Source organism: Streptomyces sp. NPDC002499, assembly GCF_053595415.1.
Window position 1 is genome coordinate 396,375 of the sequence record NZ_JBSFXO010000007.1, and the last position, 20,115, is coordinate 416,489.

At 72.1% G+C, this 20,115-nt stretch carries 21 protein-coding genes; 1 reads left to right on the top strand and 20 read right to left on the bottom strand.

All coding sequences use genetic code 11. From position 1 onward, the window contains the following. Nucleotides 1–32 precede the first annotated feature (32 nt). From ACWD5F_RS21875 to ACWD5F_RS21895, 5 genes are read right to left on the bottom strand one after another with little or no spacing between them, the layout of a single operon-like run. Entirely contained in the window at nt 33–725 is a 693-nt protein-coding gene (locus ACWD5F_RS21875; RefSeq protein WP_401727640.1) for an EthD domain-containing protein, read from the bottom strand. Nucleotides 726–750: 25 nt separating this feature from the next. Further along, nucleotides 751–1,059, bottom strand: coding sequence for a muconolactone Delta-isomerase family protein (locus ACWD5F_RS21880; protein WP_124002651.1), 309 nt, complete (start codon nt 1,057–1,059; stop codon nt 751–753). Nucleotides 1,060–1,081: 22 nt separating this feature from the next. After that, on the bottom strand, nt 1,082–2,116 hold the full coding sequence (locus tag ACWD5F_RS21885) for an ankyrin repeat domain-containing protein (RefSeq protein WP_451256455.1): 1,035 nt from the start codon (nt 2,114–2,116) through the stop codon (nt 1,082–1,084). Beyond that, nucleotides 2,113–2,559: a nuclear transport factor 2 family protein gene (locus ACWD5F_RS21890; protein WP_124002649.1), complete on the bottom strand. Its 447-nt coding sequence runs from the start codon at nt 2,557–2,559 to the stop codon at nt 2,113–2,115. The genes ACWD5F_RS21885 and ACWD5F_RS21890 overlap by 4 nt, the downstream gene beginning before the upstream one ends. Next, nucleotides 2,556–3,056, bottom strand: coding sequence for a nuclear transport factor 2 family protein (locus ACWD5F_RS21895; protein WP_451256457.1), 501 nt, complete (start codon nt 3,054–3,056; stop codon nt 2,556–2,558). The genes ACWD5F_RS21890 and ACWD5F_RS21895 overlap by 4 nt, the downstream gene beginning before the upstream one ends. 404 nt (nt 3,057–3,460) lie before the next feature. Here ACWD5F_RS21895 and ACWD5F_RS21900 point away from each other — a divergent pair, with 404 nt between their 5' ends. Continuing rightward, a complete protein-coding gene (locus ACWD5F_RS21900; protein WP_401727636.1) occupies nt 3,461–4,336 on the top strand; it encodes an LLM class F420-dependent oxidoreductase in 876 nt (291 codons plus the stop codon). Nucleotides 4,337–4,398: 62 nt separating this feature from the next. On the opposite strand, the gene ACWD5F_RS21905 is transcribed toward ACWD5F_RS21900, so the two are convergent. The 15 genes from ACWD5F_RS21905 to ACWD5F_RS21975 form a co-directional block, all read right to left on the bottom strand. Then, nucleotides 4,399–5,295, bottom strand: a complete 897-nt coding sequence (locus ACWD5F_RS21905; protein ID WP_401727635.1) for a LysR family transcriptional regulator — start codon at nt 5,293–5,295, stop codon at nt 4,399–4,401. 159 nt (nt 5,296–5,454) lie between these two features. Beyond that, nucleotides 5,455–6,516, bottom strand: a complete 1,062-nt coding sequence (locus ACWD5F_RS21910; protein ID WP_401727634.1) for a LuxR C-terminal-related transcriptional regulator — start codon at nt 6,514–6,516, stop codon at nt 5,455–5,457. A gap of 110 nt (nt 6,517–6,626) precedes the next feature. Then, entirely contained in the window at nt 6,627–7,616 is a 990-nt protein-coding gene (locus ACWD5F_RS21915) for a TauD/TfdA family dioxygenase (protein ID WP_451256460.1), read from the bottom strand. Between the two features lie 4 nt (nt 7,617–7,620). Next, nucleotides 7,621–8,727 (bottom strand): amino acid kinase family protein, encoded by a 1,107-nt coding sequence (locus ACWD5F_RS21920; RefSeq protein ID WP_451256462.1) that lies wholly within the window; start codon nt 8,725–8,727, stop codon nt 7,621–7,623. Beyond that, on the bottom strand, nt 8,724–9,770 hold the full coding sequence (locus ACWD5F_RS21925; protein ID WP_451256464.1) for an aspartate-semialdehyde dehydrogenase: 1,047 nt from the start codon (nt 9,768–9,770) through the stop codon (nt 8,724–8,726). The genes ACWD5F_RS21920 and ACWD5F_RS21925 overlap by 4 nt, the downstream gene beginning before the upstream one ends. Next, nucleotides 9,767–10,684 carry a DMT family transporter gene (locus ACWD5F_RS21930; RefSeq protein ID WP_451256466.1) on the bottom strand — a complete coding sequence of 306 codons (918 nt, stop codon included), beginning with the start codon at nt 10,682–10,684 and terminating at the stop codon, nt 9,767–9,769. The genes ACWD5F_RS21925 and ACWD5F_RS21930 overlap by 4 nt, the downstream gene beginning before the upstream one ends. Before the next feature lie 72 nt (nt 10,685–10,756). Next, the gene (locus ACWD5F_RS21935; protein WP_451256468.1) at nt 10,757–11,749 is read right to left on the bottom strand and encodes a transporter substrate-binding domain-containing protein; all 993 of its coding nucleotides are present in this window, start codon (nt 11,747–11,749) and stop codon (nt 10,757–10,759) included. Next, a complete protein-coding gene (locus tag ACWD5F_RS21940) occupies nt 11,746–13,023 on the bottom strand; it encodes a methylaspartate mutase (RefSeq protein ID WP_451256470.1) in 1,278 nt (425 codons plus the stop codon). Before ACWD5F_RS21940 ends, ACWD5F_RS21935 begins: the two co-directional genes overlap by 4 nt. Continuing rightward, nucleotides 13,023–13,496, bottom strand: coding sequence for a cobalamin B12-binding domain-containing protein (locus ACWD5F_RS21945; RefSeq protein ID WP_451256472.1), 474 nt, complete (start codon nt 13,494–13,496; stop codon nt 13,023–13,025). Before ACWD5F_RS21945 ends, ACWD5F_RS21940 begins: the two co-directional genes overlap by 1 nt. A 132-nt stretch (nt 13,497–13,628) precedes the next feature. Next, the gene (gene accC / locus ACWD5F_RS21950) at nt 13,629–14,990 is read right to left on the bottom strand and encodes an acetyl-CoA carboxylase biotin carboxylase subunit (protein WP_401727623.1); all 1,362 of its coding nucleotides are present in this window, start codon (nt 14,988–14,990) and stop codon (nt 13,629–13,631) included. Between the two features lie 11 nt (nt 14,991–15,001). Then, nucleotides 15,002–15,508, bottom strand: coding sequence for an acetyl-CoA carboxylase biotin carboxyl carrier protein (gene accB / locus ACWD5F_RS21955; protein ID WP_451256474.1), 507 nt, complete (start codon nt 15,506–15,508; stop codon nt 15,002–15,004). Further along, a complete protein-coding gene (locus ACWD5F_RS21960) occupies nt 15,498–17,279 on the bottom strand; it encodes an acetyl-CoA carboxylase carboxyltransferase subunit alpha (protein WP_451256476.1) in 1,782 nt (593 codons plus the stop codon). Before ACWD5F_RS21960 ends, accB begins: the two co-directional genes overlap by 11 nt. A gap of 16 nt (nt 17,280–17,295) precedes the next feature. Continuing rightward, nucleotides 17,296–17,763, bottom strand: coding sequence for a DUF4188 domain-containing protein (locus tag ACWD5F_RS21965; protein ID WP_451256478.1), 468 nt, complete (start codon nt 17,761–17,763; stop codon nt 17,296–17,298). A gap of 9 nt (nt 17,764–17,772) precedes the next feature. Next, a complete protein-coding gene (locus tag ACWD5F_RS21970) occupies nt 17,773–19,188 on the bottom strand; it encodes an aldehyde dehydrogenase family protein (RefSeq protein WP_451256480.1) in 1,416 nt (471 codons plus the stop codon). Next, nucleotides 19,185–20,078, bottom strand: a complete 894-nt coding sequence (locus ACWD5F_RS21975) for a sigma-70 family RNA polymerase sigma factor (protein WP_451256482.1) — start codon at nt 20,076–20,078, stop codon at nt 19,185–19,187. The genes ACWD5F_RS21970 and ACWD5F_RS21975 overlap by 4 nt, the downstream gene beginning before the upstream one ends. Between the last annotated feature and the right edge of the window lie 37 nt (nt 20,079–20,115).

Sequence of the window (20,115 nt, forward strand, 5' to 3'; positions counted from 1 at the left end):
CGCCGACCGGCGAACCGTGGGACGCGGGTCGTTCAGTCGGATTCGGAGCCGATGATCCAGTTCTCCTTGACCGCCATCTGGTGCAGATAGCGCGGCTGGACGAAGGTGACGAGGTTCTCGCTCGCCTTCGCGTACTCCGGCGAGGCGACGGCCGCCTCCAGCGCGGCCGGGCTGTCGAAGGAGAGCAGGTAGGCGGCGTCCAGGAGGGCCTCGCCGATCGCGTAGGCGCCGTCCCGGGCGAAGCACTGGAGGTAGCGGCGCAACCCGGGTACCCGCAGCACGAGTTCGGCGTGGTCGCCGAGGCTGGCGGCGCGGAACTCCTCCACGGTGGTGCCCTCGGTGCGCTTGACCAGGAGGACGAGCTTGACGCCCTCCTCGGGTGCCGGGTGCTCGCCGGAGCGCAGCACGTGGGCGTCGGTGTCGAGGACGACGGTCCGCCAGAACGCGGCCCACTTGGGCTCGTCGAGGCGGGCGCCCTGGAGGAACTCCGGGGTCTGGAGGGAGGCGAGCTGGTCCTCGTCGTTCTCCAGCCAGATCTCCGCTATGCCGCTCCACAGCGGGTCCTCCGGCTCGGGGCCGAAGGGGACGCGGGTGTCGACGAGGTACCTCTTGATCTGCGGGATCTTGCTCGCGTACTGCACGGCGTGGACGTTGACCCAGTAGTCCTGGAACTCCTGCTCGGTCATGCCGGGTTTGGGGTGCGCGAAGATCAACTGGTGGATCATGGCGGCCTCCTGAGGGTCGCGAGGGTCAGACCTTGTAGGCCTTCTTGACGTCTTCGGCGAAGCCGAGGTAGTCGCGCAGCGGCCAGACCTCCTCGAACTCCAGGTACTCGCGCATCGGCAGCCGGCCCAGCGCGGTCCGGTCGAGTTCCTCGGCGTTCGGGGCGTCGATGATCCCGATCACCATCTTCTTGGCGGCGACCTTCCACAGGCCGACGGCGAACCCGGAGTCGAGGGTCTCCTGGGCGTGTTCGGCCTCTTCGCGCTCGACCTCCCACAGCTCGTCCAGGGTGATCCGTCCCTCGTGCTTCCAGCGCATCTGGACGTAGAACAACATGGCGGTTCCTTAAGGGAGTTGGTCAGGCCGCGGCGAGCGCCGCGATCCGCACGGTGAGGGCGTCGTCCCGGCCGAAGACCTCGACGGCCAGGTCGAAGGGGGTCTTGCCGTCGTGCCCGACCAGGTCGATCGGGGCGCCCGCGTCCAGGAGCACGGTCACGCAGTCGGCGTAGCCGTGCCACAGGGCGTCGTGCAGCGGGCTGTAGCCGTTGGTGGCGCCCTGGAAGCCGAGGTCGATGCCGGGCCGGGCGACCAGGTCGGCGGTGATGCCGGCGTGGCCGTTGTAGACGGCCTTGTGCAGCGGTACCGCGCCGAAGCAGGGCTCGACGGCGTTGATGTCGGCGCCCGCGGCCAGCAGCAGCCGGACGATCTCGTCGTGGCCGTCGCGGGAGGCGACGAGCAGCGGGGTGTGGGCGTCGTTGAAGCCGTTGAGCATGGGGGCGCGGGCGTCCACCTCGGCGCCGGCGGCGAGGAGTTGACGCACCGCCTCGGTGTCGCCGGCGGCGACGGCGGCCATCAGGGGCTGTGCCTCGACGGCCGAGGCGTCGTGCTCCTGGCGCTCCTTGAGCAGCTGCTCGGCGCGCAGGAGCTTGTCCTTGCCGAAGGTGTTGACGTTCAGCTCGTACGCGAAGTGCTGCTCCAGGGAGAAGCCGTAGTGCGTCTGGACCTTGAGCCCGGCGCCCTGCTCCAGCAGGTACTCGACGAGGTCGGGGTACTTGTACCAGAGGGCGTCCATCAGCGCGGTGTGCCCGGTGGTCGGCGCGACGGCGTCCACGAACGCCCCTGCCTCGACCAGGAGTTGGGCCACCTTGAGGTCGCCGCCCTGGCAGGCCTTGTGCAGGGCGGTGGCTCCGGCCCGGGTGTCGGCGGTGTGCACGTCGGCCCCGGCGTCGATCAGGACGCCGGTGGTGGTCGGGTCGGCCTGGCCCGCGGCGATCATCAGGACCGTGAGTCCGGAGGCGCTGTCGCGGGTGGAGGGGTCGGCGCCTGCCTCGATGAGCCGGCGTACGTCGTCGGTACGGCGATCCCGTACGGCGGCGATCAGTTCGGCGCTCATGAGCCCCCGCTCTCGGGGGCGTCGCCGCGGATGGCGCGGATGATCGTCGAGGGGTCGGTGTGCGACTCCCAGCGGACGATCTTCCCGTCGCGGACGGTCAGCCAGTGGGTGAAGATGATCTCGAAGTCCTGGCCGGTCGCCTTGACCTTCGACACCTCGTGGATGACCCCGGCGGCCTTGTCGCCGTCCACCACGAGGTCGAGGAGCTCCTCGAAGGTCACGTCGCACTGGCCGGCGAAGACACCGACGCTGGCGGCGACGTCGTCGCGGGTGTGGAAGGTGCCGATCCACTTCATGTCGTCGTTGTAGCCGGGCACCACGCGGTAGTTGATCCACTCCACGTCGTCGGCGAGGAGGCCGAGCGCGGTGGGGAAGTCGCCGCCGGTGAGAGCGGAGAACCACTGCTTGGCGACGTCCCGGGTCTGTTCGGTGAGCTCGCTCATGACGTCTCCTTCTGGGCGTGCTGGTCGAGCTGGTCAACGGGGGCGGGCGGCCCGTCCGGCGGGGTCATGATCTGCTGGTTGCCGTCCGCCCACAGGGCCGTCATCACCACGCCGGCGATACGCCAGCCGGCCGGGGTGCGGGTCAGGTCGAAGCGGTAGCGGCCGCCGAGCGTCCAGGTCGCACCGCCCTGCGGATTGGGCAGCAGATGGGTCGCCTGGAAGTGCGCGGTGACCACCGCCGCGTCGCCGTTCACCTCGGCGACCTGGTTGCCGATCATGTGCTGGGTGGCCCTGAGGTGGCCGAGACCCGCCGTCCAGTCGGCGATGATCTGCGTGCGGGTGCGCACGGCCGGTTCGCCGCCGAAGAGGCTGGTGTAGTCGAGCGCCACCTTCTCGGCGAGCAGCGCGGGGAGCGCCTCCCACTGCCGCAGGTCGACGGACCACAGCATCCTGGTGCAGGTCTCGATCACGTCGAGACGGTCTTCCGCGGAACTCATGGGCGACTCCGGGGGTGACACGGGATGGTCGTACGGACGGTGGGCCACGCCCGGCGGGCGCGTCGCGATCGACGCTAACCAGGCCGGTGACCTGCGGCGCGGCCCGATGGCGGGGCCCGCCGGACTCTGGAAGCTCTGACCCGGTACTACGTCAGTTGCGGGAGGGGGCGACTACTTGACGCAGTGCCGTCCCGCGTCTGACGGAATGCCCGATCACCCCGCCCCGCGCCGCTCGGGAGCCGCTCCCGGTGGGAAGGGTGAGGCGACGACCGCGACGACCGACGAGGAGGTTCCCATGGCGAACGTGACCTACAGGCGGGGCGGGACTACGACGTCCGAAGAGGACGACGGATGGGGTCTGGCCGGAAACGGGTGACGCCCCGGTGATGGACAACCGCAGGTGCATGCGCGTCGGTGTGGTCTTCCCGCACCTGGAGATCGGCCCGGATCCGGGAGCCGTCCGGGACTGGGCCCAGGCCGTGGAGGATCTCGGCTTCCGGCATGTGGTCGCCTTCGACCACGTGCTGGGCGCCGGCACCGGCACCCGGCCCGGCTGGTACGGCTTCAGCAGCGAGGACCTCTTCCACGAGGTCTTCGTGCTGTTCGGCTTCCTCGCGGCGGCCACCCGCACCCTGGAACTCGCCACCGGCGTCCTGGTGCTGCCGCAGCGGCAGACCGCCCTGGTGGCCAAGCAGGCCGCCGAGGTGGACGTGCTCAGCGACGGCCGGCTGCGCCTGGGCGTGGGCATCGGCTGGAACCGGGTGGAGTACGACGCCCTCGGCATGTCGTTCGCCGACCGGGGCGCCCGCTGCGCCGAACAGGTCGAGCTGCTGCGGGCGTTGTGGGCGCGGCCCACCGTGAGCTTCGACGGCCGCTGGCACCGGGTGGACGACGCGGGCATCCTGCCCAGGCCGGTGCGCGGCACGATCCCGGTGTGGTTCGGCGGCAGCGCGGAGCCGGTGCTGCGCCGGGCCGGTGAACTGGGCGACGGCTGGCTGCCGGAGCGCCCGCCCGACGAGACGGCCCGCGCGATGGTGGGCCGGGTGCGTTCCTACGCGCTGGGCGCCGGGCGCGATCCGGCCGAGCTCGGCGTCGAGGCCCGGCTGGTCCTCTCGGAGGTGCCGGAGCCCAAGTGGCCGGACTTCGTGGCGGGTTGGCGCGACCTGGGGGCGACCCACCTGTGCCTGAACACGATGGGTCTGGGCCTGGCCACCGCCGACGACCACATCCGGATGCTGCACAGCACCCTGCGCGATCTGGGCCCCGTGGCGGGGAGATGAGCGCCGCGGCAGCGCCGCCGCCGGCCGCTCCCCCACCGACCGCTCCACGCTCGCCCGTGCCCCTATCGCCCGTACTCCTCGGCGAGGAACCGGATCGTCTGGTCGACGAAGACCCGCATCTCGCGGGTGAGGTTCTTGCCGCGCCGCCAGGCGAGCTGGGTGAACACCTCGAAGGGGATCTCCCAGTCGAGTGTGACGAGCAGGCCCGCGTCCAGGGCGTCCTGGACGGTGGCGGTGGGCAGCAGGCTGATGCCGAGCCCTGCGGCCACCCCGCGCTTGATGGACTCGCTGGTGCCGAACTCCAGGAAGGGCAGCGCCTCTCCGGTGCCGTCGTTCAACTCGGCCTCGAACAGCTCGCGGTAGGCGCAGCCGGCCTCGGCGGAGATGACCTGGGTGCGGCGCAGCTCCTCCGTGGTCACCTTGGGCAGCCGGGTGAGCGGGTGGTCGGGTGCGGCGACGACGCTGAGCGGTTCGGAGCCGAGGACCTCGGTCTGCACGCCGGGATGGCTCGTCTCGGCCTCCATCAGGAAGCCCATGTCGAACATGCCCTGGCGCAGCGCGTGACAGGTCTCGGCGCACAGGCTGGGCCGCAGCACGATGTGCAGGGCCGGATAGCGGTGGTGGAAGAACTCCAGCAGGGGCGGCATGCGATAGGAGGTGATGGACTCCATCGAGCCGACCGTGAGGACGCCGGCGGGGTCGCCGGTGCCGACGGTGGCGCCGCGCGCCTCGCCGGCCAGGGCGAGCATCTGCTCGGCGTAGGGCAGGAGCCGCTGGCCCGCCTCGGTCAGTTGTATGCGGCCGCCGAGGCGGTCGAAGAGGTCCACACCGAGCGACATCTCCAGCCCTTTGATCTGGCTGGTGACGCTGGATTGTGCGTACTTCAGCTCGGTGGCCGCCTTCGAGAAGCTCAGCAGCGTGGCCACTTTGTGGAATGCCGCCAGCTGCCTGATATCCATGGTCCACTCCCTTTATGGGTCGACACCGGATGGATTTCTCGTGCCTGTTCCGGCCCAGTTCTCTGGTACCGGTCCCCCGGTGCCGTTTCTCTTTCCAGGAGAACACCGGGCCGCGGGGGAACGCCATGTCCCCGGGTTGTCACATAGCGGCCAACGGCGTCATTTAGCGGCCAGTCCGGTGAGGTCGACGTCGAATTCGGCGTCGGGGACGATGCCCTGACGACCGATCATCAGCCCGGCCTGGAAACGGCTCACGGCGCCCATCTCCTCCATGATCGCGGAGATGTGGCGGCGGCAGGTGCGGGTCGCCATGCCGAGCCGGCGGGCGATCACCTCGTCCTTCAGGCCCAGCGCCATGAGGCGGATGATGGACATCCGTACCTCCTCCGCGAGTTGGTGGTACTCGTCGGGCCGGCCGTCGGCCTCCCAGGGCCGGCCGATCTGCCACACGGCCTCGAAGGACCGGCAGAGATAGCCGACCAGGGTGGGTTCGGTGACGACGGCGGCGCCGGGCGGCCGGCTGTCGGGCCGCTCCTTGGGGATGAAGGCGACCTTGCGGTCGTAGACGATGAGCCGCTCCGAGAGGTCCTCGACGGTACGGACCTCGGCGCCGCGGCGGGTGATCTCCTGCACGTAGGTGCGGGTGGCGAGGCTGGTGCGGGCGGTGTGCTGGTACAGGATGCGTACCCGCACACCGCGGCGCAGCAGTTCGAGGGTGTGTTCCCGGTCGGCCTCCAGGAGTTCGGGGGGCCGGCCGCCGCCGGACTGCAGGCTCATCCGCTCCTCGCAGCAGCCGTACCGGGCGCGGTCGATCTCCCGGCGCACCTCCTCGAAGTCGTCGAGGACCGTGATGGGCACCTCGTCGGCGCTGCCGTCGCGGCGGGTGCGGTAGGTGGCGGCCAGCGAGCGCAGTTCCTGCTGGATCCGGGCGATCTCCCGGCGGCGCCGGGCGACCGCGACCTCCAGCGGGGTGACGAGTTCGGCCTCCGCGACCTCGGGGTCCAGCGGGACGACGGGCCGGCCGGGCAACTCCGGGCTCAGCAGCCGCAGTTCCTGCAGTGCCTTGCGGATCCGGGTGACCGCGCCGGGCTCGGCGCCGAGTTCGGCGGCGATCTCCTCGTCCACGAACCGCCCGTGGTCCAGGGCGATTTCGTACGCCCGGACCGCGAGGTCGCCCAGAAGAGGAATGCCGTCGGACAACTCGTCACCCTTCCCCGTCACTTCGCCCGATCGCGGCGGGCGCGTGGGTGTGCCTTTTCCACCCTAGGACACCGACGCCGCCCCGAAGTCCTGGCAGCCGTCCACGCATTCGACAACGTCATCTCGGGGGCTCAGTAGTGCACGCGCCGGTCCTCCGGGGTCGCGCGGTAGCGCACGCTCCACAGGTTGCGCCGGATGTAGGTCCGCTGGAGCCAGCGGTCCCGGCCGTCGTAACGCGCCTGGAACACGGAACGGGCGTGCACGCCCTTGCGGTTGTTGATGAGCAGGGCCTGGCCCGGGCTGAGCCGGACCTCGTCGGCGGCCACCCGGCAGGCCTGGCGCAGCGCCTCCAGGGCCGCCGTCGCGCCGCGCGTGAGCGGGCGCGTGCCGTTGGCGGAGACGGCGATCTCCGGGAACCGGGCCGCGCCGCTGAGGATCGGCACCGGTTCGGAGAGCACCTCGTCGCCCTCGGCGACGTCCCGGGTGTAACTGCCGGGCGCGTTCAGCCGGAACAGCGGGCTGCGCAGCGTGTCGACGACGTTGTCGGGCAGCGCCGCGCAGATCGCCCGGGCGTCCGCGTAGTACGTGACGGCGTCGCCGTCGGGTGCGCCGCGCAGACAGTTGAGCACCAGGAAGTCGGGGTTGGCGAGGTCGTAGCGGCCGATGGCGTCGTAGGTGATGTCGCTGTGGAAGTTGAGGAAGACCGCGGAGCCCTGGTTGGTCTGGGCGTGCGCTCCCTGGGGGACGGGGACGACGTCGTGGACGATCCGGCCGTCCTTCTCGGTCAGGACGCCGATCGGTTCCCCGAGCAGTCCGGTGAGGCCGAGCAGCACTCCCTCGGCGACGAAGCTGGTGCGGCCCTGCGCGGGTCCGCCGTCGACCGGGGTCGGCGGCAGCTCCGCGTCTCTGGGCAGATTGCGGACCAGCATCAGACCGGGCGCGTCGTTGTGCCGGCCGAAGTCGATGATCTGTTGCAGCAGGGGCGTGGGCAGGTCCGCGAAGGCCTGGTGGTAGCGGGTCAGCGCGCGGTCGACGTCCGCCGCCGGGTCGGGCAGCGGGCGCAGCCGGGCGCCGAGGGCGTCGCGGACGGGATCGGTCAGCGCGAGGTCGGCGAAGGTCAAGGCGTCACACTCCGGCGAGTTGCGGCTGCGGGGCCGCGGGGCCCGCGCTCGGCAGGTCGATGGTGTCGTGCAGTCGCTGGGCCAGGTGCAGGGCGTCCTCGCCGTCCCCGGCGATGTGGGTGACGACCTTGGAGCCGCGGATCTCGGCCACCGGAACCCCCACGTACGTACCGGGTTTGAGGTTCTGGCGGCGCTGCACCTCCTCCAGGTCGACGAACCCGCCGACCACCGCGACCCACGGTTTCTCGGTGAGCCGCACGGTGTCGATGCCGGCCGCGTGGAAGAGGCCGTGCGCGATGTCGGCGGCGTCGTCGGAGTCGTAACCGAGCACCACCGAGCGCTGGTTGAAGACGATGGCGGTGAGCTGGTTGCCCTCCCGGCTGATCGTCGTGCCCTGGGCGAAGGGGGCGCGGTTGTAGCGGCAGACGATCTCGATGTTGTGCCGCAGGGCGAGTTGGACCGCGCGCCGGTGCAGCACCTTGGCGCCGTACAGGGACATCAGCGCGGCCATGTTGAAGGAGACGTGCGGCAGCATCCGCGCCCCGCGCACCAGGTGCGGGTCGGAGGTGTAGATGCCGTCGACGTCGGAGTGGATCTCGCAGGCGCCGCCGCCCGCGGCGCGCGCGACGGCGATCGCGGACAGGTCGGAGCTGTTCTTGCCCAGCCAGGTGGGCCGCCGCTGGGCGTCCACGGCCTGTCCGCCGGGCACGACGACGACCTCGTACTCCTGGAGGGAGCGGGTCAGCGGTCCGGGGTCGGTCTCGATCACCCGGGCCCACAGGAACGCGGAGTTGGTGGTCAGTCCGACCTGGTGGCCGGCGAGCACGGTGGCGCTGCGGCCCCTGCGGTGCAGGGCGGTGGCCAGCAGATGGGCGCTGATCAGGTCGGCGGTGGCGAGCATGCCGGCCGACGTGGCGTCCTCGGGATGCACGTTGACGTCGTGCAGCCGGCCGCGCAGTTGCTCGGTCTCCCCCGACATGGCGCTGACCACGACGGCCAGCCGGCGTCCCTCGGTGTCCAGCCGGCGTTCCAGGCCGGCCGCGAGGTCGTCGTAGGAGGAGTGCGAACGGAAGGTGGAGCCGCCGAACTTGAGAATGGCGGTGTCGCTCACAGCAACCCCCGGTCGAGGACGTACTCGGCGATCTGGACGGCGTTCAGGGCGGCCCCGATCCGCACGTTGTCGGCGACCAGCCAGAGCCAGAAGCCGCGCGGATTGTGCGGGGCGACCCGGATGCGGCCGACGTGCACGTGGTCGGGCTCGCCCGCGGTGCGCGGGGTCGGGAAGCCGCCCGGGGTGTCCTTGTCGTGGACGGTGACCTCGGGCAACTCGGCGAGGCGCGCGACGAGTTCGGCGCGGTCGACGGGCTCGGTGGCCTCGACCCAGACCGCCTCGGAGTGGGAGTTGACCACGGGCACGCGGACGCAGGTGGTGGTGACGTCGAGGTGCGGCAGGCCGAGGATCTTGCGGGACTCCTGGAGCATCTTCTGCTCCTCCATGGTGAACCCGGTGTCCAGCAGCTTGTCGATGAACGGCACGACGTTGAAGGCGAGCGCCGGCTTGAAGCGGTCGGCGGGGAGTTCGGCGTCGGGGTCGCTGAGCGCGAGGGCGCTGCCCTCGCGCAGTTCCGCGATGCCGTGCTGGCCCTGCCCGGAGGCCGCCTGGTAGGTGCTGACGACGACCTGGCGGATGCCCCAGCGCTGTTCGACGGTCTGGAGCAGCCGGACCAGCGGGATGGTCGAGCAGTTCGGGTTGGCGATGATCCCGCTCGCCGGGCGTCCGGCGAGCAGCACGTCGGCGTTGACCTGGGGCACGACCAGCGGGGTGTCCGGGTCCATGCGGAAGGCGTTGGTGTTGTCGATGACCAGGGCGCCCTGCGCGGCGGCGGGCCGGGCCCACTTCTCGCTGACGGAGGTGCCCGCGGAGAAGAACGCCAGGTCGACGTCCGAGAAGTCGAACCCGTCGAGGTCCTCGACCACTTGGGCACGGCCGTCGACCTCGACGGTGCGTCCTGCCGAGCGGGCGGAGGCGGCGAGCCGGACGCCGCGGTGGCGCAGTCCGCGCGAGTTGATCAGCTCGATCAGGGTGTTGCCTACGGCGCCGGTGGCGCCGGCGATCGCGATCCGCGGGGCCGCGGGGTCGCTGACGTAAGTCATCGGGGTTCTCCGATCCGGGTGAGCGCGGCAGGCGAGGTGTCGTCCCGGGAGGGGCGTCGCCCGAAGGCCGGCAGCAGGTGCCAGCCGAGGTTCACGCCGAGGCCCGCCAGGACGATCAGCGGGATGCCCAGGGCCTGGAGCAGCGAGATGTGGTGCCCGTAGACCGTGAAGTCGACGAGGATCGCCACGGCCGGGTAGACGAAGGACAGCACCGCGATCCTCGCGGTGGGCAGCTTCTGGTACGAGGCGTAGAGCAGGATGTACAGCAGACAGGTGTGGATCACGCCGAGTCCGACCAGCCAGGCCCAGTCGGCGCCGAGTCCGGCGGTGCGGCCGAGCGCGGTGAACGGCAGCAGCAGCGGGATGCCGACGGACGCCTGGGTGAAGGCGGTGATCTCGGGGCGGATCGACGTCAGGTGCTTGGCGATGACGGTGGCGAAGGCGTAGAGCAGCGCGGCGAGCAGGGCCTGGCCGACGCCCAGGAGATACGTTCCTCCGTTGGCGCCGGTGGCCGAGCCGAGGTCGGCGACCAGGACCACACCGGCGAAGGCGAGCAGGATCCAGCCGGCCTGGTGGCGGTCGAGGCGCTCCTTGAACAGGATCAGGCCAAGGAGCACGACGTAGAACGGCTGGGTGTGGTAGACGACGGTGGCCACCGAGATGGACGTCTTGCTGTACGCGCTGAACAGCAGCACCCAGTTGAAGACGATGCACACCCCGCCGAGCACCGCGAGCGCGAAGGTGCGGCGGGTGAAGTTGTGCGTCTTGAACAGGCCGCGGGCCAGACAGTACGCGCCGAGGGCGAGGGCGCCGAAGACGCAGCGGAAGAAGACCACGTTGAAGCTCGGCTGGCCCGACTCCAGGACGAAGACGCCCAAGGTGCCCGACAGGACCATCGCGGCGGTTAACTCCAACGCCCCTCTGGTCTGCTGTCGGTTGGTGGGAGTGGTCACGGTCGGTACCTCGTCTCCGGTCGCGGGTCGGGGTCAGTGCAGGGGGACGGCGTAGTGCAGACCGCCCCTGGTCCACAGCTCGTTGGGTCCTCGGGGGACGTCGAGCCCCGAGGAGTGGCCGAGGTTGCGCTCGTACAGCTCGGCGTAGCTGCCGACGGCGTCCAGGACCCGGGCGGCCCAGGCCTCGTCGAGCCCTGCCGCGGGGCCGTGCCGGCCGGCCTGGCGGGCGACGGCGGCGCGGCCGGGGAAGCCGTCGCGGTGGGTCTCGTACTCGGCGGCGAACAGGAGTTGGAGGACCCAGCGGCAGACGCGGAACCAGCGCGGGTCGTCGTCGCGCACGACGGCGGCCATCGGTTCGCGGGAGATCTCCGCCGGGAGGATGCGGTGCGCCTCGGGGTCGGGCAGGGTGCGGCGGGCGCCGGCCAGCGCGACCTTGTCGAGGACGTACGCGGCGCAGTCGCCGACCGCGTAGGCGTGCAGGGCCTCCTGCGGGTCGCCGAAGACGACCGGGGTGACCGTGAGGCCGCGCGGCCGGTACCACTCGGCGAGGTTGTCGGGGGTGGTCGAGCCGGCGTGCACGGCCAGGCGCTGTCCGGCGAGGTCCGCCGGGTCCTCGATGCCGGAGTGGGCCGGTACGAGGAAGCCCTCGCCGTCGTAGCAGGTGACCCCGGCGAACAGGAGGCCGTGCGCGGCCTCGCGGCCCATGGTCCAACTGACGTTGCACACCGTCACGTCGGCCTCTCCGGCGGCGAGCCGGGTCAGCCGGGCGGCGGAGTCGGCGGGGCGCCAGTCGACGGCCTCGGCGTCGTCGAGCACGGCGGCCGCGACCGCCCTGGCCACGTCGGCGTCGAGGCCGGTCCAGCGGCCCTCGGCGGTGCACAGGGACAGCCCCGGCTGGCCGCGCGAGACCAGGGCGCGGACTGCGCCGCGGGCGCGGACCTCGGCGAGGGTGTCGACGAACGGGTTCCCGGGCGGCACGATCTTGCCCGTCGGGGTCGGCGGCGACAGCGGCGCCGGGCCGTTCACGCCACGCTCCGCAGCAGGGAGCCCGCGAAGTCCTCGCGGTCGTAGCGGCGTTCGTTGTGGGACAGCATCCGGGTCAGCCGGGCCGCCGTGAGGGGGGCCGCGGCCAGGGAGTCGGTGCGCGGCACCCGGACAGGCATGCCGCCGGCGCGTGACCAGGCCAGCATGCCGCGTTCGTCGATGACGGCCCTGGACTCGCCCGCGTTGTCGCGGTGCAGGCAGTAGGGCACGTCCAGGACGCCCCGGGCGAAGGCGGCGACGAGGGCGGAGCCGACGCTGTGGCCCAGTTCGAGGGTGGCCGCCAGCAGCGTCCTGGTCTCCGCCAGCAGGCCGGTCTCGGCGGTCGGCGGGCAGTGGGACCGCACGCAGTCGGCGGCCTCCTTGGCGCCGACGGCCGCGGCGAACTCCAGTGCCTCCACGTTCTCCTCGACCGCGGGGATGCGCCGGGCCTCGGCGGGCGTCTTGACGATGAGCCGCTCGGTACGGCTGTGCACGGCGAGCCGCACGCTGTCCTCCAGGAGCCGGAAGGAGCCGACGGGGGTGCGCGGGAAGACGCCCATGTACGTGTAGAGCGTGACGTGCCAGTCGATGTCGCCGAGGTACTCGGCGGCCAGCGAGCGCAGGGCCGCGAGGGCCTCCAGGTCCTGGCCGAGGTGGACCTGTTGGGCGTAGCTGAGGGAGACCGAGCGCAGTCCGTGCTCGCGGAAGAACATCCCTTCCAGGACGCTGAGCGCCACCAGCAGGGAGGGCGGGCAGAGTTGGCCGAGCATGCAGCCGCCGAAGGTCTCCAGGTGCATGGGATCGGGTGCGGCGGCGGCGAGTTCGCAGCAGCGGGCCCAGTTGTCGGTGGCCTCCGGCAGCGGGACCCGGCCGTAGGGCAGGCAGTAGGAGACCGGGCCGCCCTCGGTGGCGTCGACGCCGGCGGCGACCATGATGCGGAACAGGCTCAGCGGCAGCGGTGAGCCGTGGCGGACCTGGACCGGGAAGTTCCGGGAGCTCACGTCGTCGAGCAACTCCCGTACGGCGCCCACCCCGTGGGCCTCCAGCGGGAAGCCGTTGAGTTCGTCGCCGGCGCGCAGGGCGCGGCGCGCGGAGTCGAAGTCCCCGACGCGGGTGTAGCTGTCGAGGGTCACGGTGCCGACGGTGGAGGCCCGGCAGTCGCGTACGGCGGTGAGCCCGGCCCGCATGCGCTCGAGCGGGCCGAAGCCCATCCGGGGCTGGACGACGAGCACGCCCGCCCCCGCCGCGGTGCGCACGAAGTCGGCGAACCGTGGCATCACCGTGCCTCGGCCAGGGCCGCGGGCTCCCTGGGCGCGAGGTTCCCGGCCAGCGTCCGCAGGAAGGCGCCGAAGTCGGCGAGCATCCGGGCGACCGGGGCCTCGGACTCGTTGAACACCGCGTTGAACCCGGCGTCCAGCAGGCGCTCGCCGAACCCGTCGTCGCCGCCGCGCACGCCGAGCTTGCCGCCGATCACGACGGGCAGCAGGGCGAGTTCGGCATCTCGGCGGATCGCCCGGATCAGCCGGAGTCCGTCGAGGTGGCCGTGCCCGTTCACGGTGCTGAGGACGACGAGGTCGGGCCGGTCGGCACCGCGGCAGGCGTCCATCACGGTCGCGTCCGGCGGGCATACGCCGAGATTGGTGACCTCGTGCCCCGCCTCTTCGAGGAGCAGCTGGAGGTAGACCAGGTTCCACATGTGCGCGTCGGACGAGACGCTGGAGACCACGACGCGCAGGGAGCGTTCCGGCATCGGGGTCGTAATCGGGTATTCAGACATACCCTTCACTCTTCGAATCACCAGGGGATACGTACAGCCTATTCCAAGCGGAATTCCAGAACGGGCCGATCACTATTTTCTATGCGGGTCACCGCGGGAGCCCTTTTAAAGGGAGAAATTCCGCTCCAGGAAATCGGTGGTCACACCTGTTCGGTTGAATTCCGGATGACTCAGTATCTGCTGGTGCAGCGGAATGGTCGTGTGCACCCCGGGACCCTTCACATCGAATTCGGCGAGGGCGCGTTGCGCGCGGTCCAGGGCGGTGGCCCGGTCGGGGCCCCAGACGATCAGCTTGCCGATCATCGAGTCGTAGTAGGGGCTCACCCGGGAGCCGGGCACGTAGTCGGTGTCGACGCGGACCCAAGGGCCGCCGGGCACGCGGTAGTTCTCCAGCAGACCAGGGGTGGGCGCGAAATCGCGATCGGGGTCCTCGGCGTTGATGCGGCACTCGATGGCGTGGCCGCGCACCACCACGTCCTCCTGCTTGACGGAGAGCGGGGCGCCGGAGGCCACCCGTAACTGCTCGCTGACGATGTCGACGCCGGTGACGAGTTCGGTGACCGGATGCTCCACCTGGATACGGGCGTTCATCTCCATGAACCAGAAGGTGTCGGCCGCGGCCGGGTCCGTCTCCAGCAGGAACTCCACGGTGCCGGCGCCCCGGTAGCCGACGGCCCTGGCCCCGGCGACGGCGGCGGCACCGAGCCGCTCGCGCAGCTCGGGCGAGATGTCCGGGCCCGGCGACTCCTCGACCAGTTTCTGGTGCCGGCGCTGCACCGAGCAGTCGCGTTCGCCCAGGTGGATCGCGCCGCCGAAGTCGTCGCACAGCACCTGGATCTCGATGTGCCGGGTGCGGGTGAGGTAGCGCTCGATGTAGACCGCGCTGTTCTTGAACACGGCCTGGGCACCGGCCCTGGTGCGGGCGTAGGCGTCCCGCAGGTCGTCCGGGCGGTGGACGACGGTGATGCCGCGTCCACCGCCGCCCGCCGCCGCCTTGATGATCACCGGGTAGCCGATCCCCCGGGCGATCTGCTCGGCGCTGTCGGCGGAGTCGACGGGCTCGGTGGTGCCGGGCAGCAGCGGGAGTCCGGCCTCCGTCATCAGCCGGCGGGCCGTGGCCTTGTCGCCGACGTTCTCCATGACGTCCGGCGGCGGGCCGATGAAGGTGACGCCGGCGTCGGCACAGATCTCGGCGAAGTAGGGGTCCTCGGAGAGGAATCCGTAGCCGGGGTGGACGGCGTCGGCGCCGGTCCTGAGGGCGGCGCCGATGATGTTGGGGATGTTGAGGTAGCTGCGGCTGGGCGCGCCGGGCCCGATGTGCACGGACTCGTCGGCGGCCTTCACGAACCGGGCGTCGGCGTCCGGGGTGGAGTACACGGCGACCGTCCGCACGCCCAGGTCGCGGCAGGTCCGGATGATCCGCAGCGCGATCTCGCCGCGGTTGGCGATGAGCACCTTCTCGAACATGGGGATCCGCCTCAGCCGGCCGGGACGAGGTCGATCAGGGGCTGGTCGTACTCGACGACCTCGCCGTCCTGGACGTGGATGGCGTGGACGACACCCCGGACCTCGGCGGTGATGGAGTTGAGCAGCTTCATGGCCTCGATGACGGCGAGTTGCTGTCCGGCCTCGACGGTGTCGCCGACCTGGACGAAGGGGTCGGCGCCCGGGGAGGGGGCCTGGTAGTAGGTGCCGACGAGAGGGGCGGTGACCTGGACGACGCCGGCGGGCGGCTGCTGCGCCTCCGCCGGGGCGGCCTGCGCGGGCGGGGCCGCCGACGCGGCCGGTGCGACGGGAGCGACCGCTGCGACCGGCGCCACCGGGGCGTTGTCCCACTCCACGTCCACGCTCAGGGAACCGGCCCGCAGCGTGATCCGCCGCAGGGTGCCGGGGAGTTCACCGGCGAGCAGGCGGGTCTGGGCCCGCAGCTGCTCCACCGTCAGGTCGGCGGCGTCCTCGGCCGTGGTGTTCAGCTCAGTGCTCATCGTGCGTCTCCCAGTCCACTACGGGCTGCAGTTGCGGATCCCCGAAGCGGTCGTACCGCCTCCGTCGGGCTGCGACGAGTTGTTCGCCGTCGAGGTCGAGCAGGGGGGCGAGGGCCCGCGCCAGGGCGCTCTTCACCGTCAGGGCGGTGGTGTGCGGGGCGGTGTGGGCGCCGTCGGGCGGTTCCGGTACGACGCCGTCGACCACGCCCAGCCGGAGCAGCTCGGAAGCGGTCAGGCGCAGCGCGTCGGCGGCGCGGTCGGCGTGTTCGGCGGTGCCGAAGAGGATCGTGGAGCAGCCCTCGGGGCTGATCACCGAGTAGTAGGCGTTCTCCAGGATCAGCACGGTGTCGGCGACGCCGAGAGCGAGGGCGCCGCCGCTGCCGCCCTCGCCGGTGACCACGGAGACCACGGGGACGCGCAGCCGGGACAGTTCGAGGATGCAGTCGGCGATGGCGACGCTCTGGCCGCGCTGTTCGGCCTCGATGCCGGGGAACGCGCCCGGTGTGTCGATGAAGTTGACCACCGGCAGCCCGAACCGGTCGGCGAAGCGCATCAGCCGCAGCGCCTTGCGGTAGCCCTCGGGATTGGGCATGCCGAAGTTGCTGCGCACCAACTCGGCGGTGTCGTGGCCCTTCTGGTGCCCGAGGACGACCAGGCTCTGCCCGCCGAACCGGGCGACCCCGCCGACCAGCGCGTGGTCGTCGCCGAAGGCGCGGTCGCCGTGCAGGGAGACGAAGTCGTCGAAGACGTACCCGAAGTACTCCAGGGCGGTGGGCCGCCCGATGTCCCGGGCCAGCGACACCGTCTCGCGGGTGGTGCGCGTGGACGGCACCGGCGTGGTGCGGATCGCCTCGGAGCCGCCCGCGTCCGGGAGTTGGGGCAGCGACGGGCCCAACAGGGCAAGCAGGCGGGCCAGTTGCTCGCGCTGGTTCTCGCGCGGCACGACGGCGTCGATCATCCCGTGCTCCAGCAGGAACTCGGCGCTCTGGAAGCCGGGCGGCAGCTCCTGGCGGATGGTGTTGCGGATGACCTGGGGTCCGGCGAAGCCGATGAGCGCGCCGGGTTCGGCCAGGATCACGTCGCCGAGCATCGCGAAGGAGGCGCTGACGCCGCCGAAGGTCGGGTCGGTGTTGAGGTTGATGACGGGCAGCCGGGCCTCGCGCAGCGCGGCGACCCACTGGGCGGTCTTGGCCATCTGCATCAGCGACAGCGCGCCCTCCTGCATACGGGCCCCGCCGGAGGCGGCGATCAGCAGCAGCGGCAGCCGCCGGTCCAGCGCGTGCCGGGCCGCGGCGGCGACGGCCTCGCCGACCACCCCGCCCATGCTGCCGCCCATGAACGTGAAGTCGAGGACGGCCACGACGACCGGCCGTCCGCGCACGGTCATCCGGCCGGTGAGGATCGCGTCCTGCCGGCCGGTGCGCGCCTGGGCGTCCCGCAGCCGGTCCGGGTAGGGCTTGGAGTCGGTGAAGCCGAGCAGGTCGCGCGGCGCGTAGGTGTCGGGGAACGCCTCGAAGCTGCCTGGGTCGGCGAGCTGTCCGATGCGGACGTCCGGCGGGATGCGGAAGTGGAAGCCGCACTCGGGGCACACCTTGAGGTTGCGGTCCAGGCGCTTGCCGTAGATGAAGGACCCGCAGGAGGCGCACCTGCGCCACTGCACGTCCTGCTGCGTGGCCCGTACGGGCGAGGGGCTCTGCGGACTCTGCGGCACCGGTGGCAGCTGCGTGCCCTGCGGAGTCTGCGGAATCTGTGGCATCTGTGGGATCGACACGGGGGCTCCCTTCCTCTCAACTGCCGTCGCCCGACGGCACCGGAGCGGACCGCTGCGGCCGGTGCGCGGTGGCCGCGCCGAGGCCGAACGGCGGCATGTTGCGGTACACGGTGTGGGTGCGCGCCGGGTTCACGACGTACGCCTCGTGGTAGATGCCGACCGCTCCGTTGTCGCCGACGGCCCGGTTGAAGCGGGCCCAGGCGGGCCGGTGTTCGGCGTCGAGGTTGTGCGCGTACGCCATCAGCTCGTCCATGGACCGCCAGTACTGGACGACGACGACCGTGCGCGCGAGCCAGGTCCTGGCGGCGAGGAAGCCGTACTCCCGCTGCCGGTGCAGCTCGGTCAGCATGCGGATCATCGCGAGGAAGGAGGGCACCCAACGGTGCACCTTCCAGAGGCTGTTGACGCGCATGCCGATCAGGAAGACGACGGTGCCCTCGGGTGGATCGGCCACCTGGGGCACACGCTGGACCTCGACTGCCACGGGGACTCCTCAGAAGGGGTACGTGCGGGGCGGTGTGCTGGTCGTGCGGGTCCGCCAGCGGGTGAACGCCTCCAGGGCGGCCCGGCCGCCGAAGCCGGAGCCGTTGCCGGAGGCGCCGACGCCGGCGAAGGGCAGGGCGGCGTCCTGGACGACGGTCTGGTCGCCGACGTGCACGACACCGGTGCGCAGCCGGTCGGCGATCGCCTCGCCGCGCGCGGTGTCGGCGGTGTAGACGGCCGCGGTCAGTCCGTGGTCGGAGGTGTTGGCGAGACGGACGGCGTCGTTGTCGTCGGCGAAGGGCGTGACGGTGGCGACGGGTCCGAAGACCTCGGTGTGGAAGACGTCCAACTGCTCGGTGACGTCGGCCAGTACGGTCGGCGGGTAGTACGGGGGCAGCGGCCGTCCGCCGGTGACCAGCCGGGCGCCCTGGGCGACGGCCTGCTCAACGGCGTTGGCAACGGTGGTGAGTTGGCTCCGGTCGATCATCGGGCCGATCTGGGCGTCGGAGCGGTGCGGGTCGCCGATGCGCAGGGCGTCCGCGTGCCGGGCGAGCGCCTCGGTGTAGGCGTCGGCGATCGAGTGGTGGACGAGGTGGCGCCGGGCGGACATGCAGATCTGGCCCTGGTGCAGGAAGGAACCCCAGGCGCCGGCCGCCGCGGCCGCCTCCACGTCCACGTCGTCGAGGACCACGAAGGCGTTCTGGCCGCCGAGTTCGAGCACGACCCGCTTGAGCAGCCGGCCGCAGGCGGCGCCGACCTCGCGGCCCACCTCGGTCGAGCCGGTGAAGGACACCATCACCACATCGGGCGCCTGGACCAGTGCCGCGCCGGTCTCCGCGTCGCCGTGCACGACCTCCAGGACGTCCGGCGGCAGCCCCGCGTCGGCGAACACTTCGGCGAGGATCCGGCCACCGCTGAGCGGGGTGTGCGGGTCGGGCTTGAGCAGGACGGCGTTGCCGAGGGCGAGCGCCGGGCCGATCGAGCGGGCCGCGAGCAGCAGCGGGAAGTTCCAGGGCACGATCACCCCGACCACGCCCAGCGGGACGCGGGTCACCTCGGAGGCTCGCGTCGGGTCGTCGGCGGGCGGGTGCGGGAAGCCGGGGTGGCGGGCGAGGGAGGCGCCGTGGCGCAGCTCCTGCGCGGACTGGTAGACCTCGAAGAACGCCTTGCCGGGGATCGCGCCGCCCTCCCGGACGAGCAACTCCTGTACCTGGGGCGCCCGTTCGACCAGCAGCTCGGCGGCCCGCTCGACGATCGCGGCCCGCTCCTCGGCGGGCGTGGCCGCCCACGCGGGCGCGGCGGCCCCGGCCCGCCGGCCGGCCGACGCCACGTGGTCGGGCGTGCACAGCTCGACGGTCCCGAGCGGCTCACCGGTGATGATCTCCCGGCTGACCAGCTGGGTCGCGGTTTCGGCGAGGGTGGTCACCTGGGCACCTCGGTTCCGTCAGGCGTGCGTGCGGGGGTTGGGGGGTGGGGGGTCTCGGGGGCCCGGACGGGGGCGGGAGCCGCGCCGGAGGACCCGGTGGGCGCCGCCGCGGAGCGGACGGAGGGGCCGCGCGCCGGCGGGACGGCGGAAGCGCGATCGGGCAGGGTGCCGGACATGGGTCCCGGCGCGCGTACGGCCCCGGCCCGCCCCGCGTCCGCCGCCCCGTGCGCCGCGGCGGACGTGGCGGTGGGCGCCGGCGTGTGGGTGGCCTCCCGGGTCGGCGCGGCGGAGGCGCGGGCCGGGCAACGTGTGCAGTCGTCGGCCGAGGGCACCGGCACCGCGCCGTCCCGGTCCAGGGCGCGGCGCAGTCTGCGCAGGCAGCGGGTACGGATGGGGCCGACCGAGCCGAGGGGCATGGACAGGGCGGCGGCGATCTCCTGGTAGGAGGCGGGCGGGTCCTGGAGGGCCCGTAAGAGCAGTTCGCGGCACTGGTCGGAGAGGCTGTCGATGGCGCGCAGCACCTCCTGGCCGCGGTCGGCGCGCAGGGTGATCTGTTCGGGGCTCTCGTGGTGGTCCAGGAAGTGTTCGAGCGTCGCGCTGTCGCCGACCATCACCAGGCGCCGGTCGCGGGTGGCCGCCTTGATGGCCTCGCGGCGGGCCACGGTGGCCAGCCAGTCCCCCAGCCGGTCCGGGTCGCGGATGCGGTCGGCGTTCTGCATCAGCCGGAACCAGGTGACCTGCCGCACGTCCTCGGCGTCGACCCGGCTGACCCGGTGGCTTCGCGCCACCGACCAGACCAGCCGGCCGAACCGGTCGACCGTCTCGTCCCACGCCTCCGCCTCGCCCCGGGCACAGCCCGCGAGCAGCTCCGCGTTCCCCATCGCCGGCATCGCTCGTCCTCCGTCTGCGACCGCCCGCGCTGCGGCG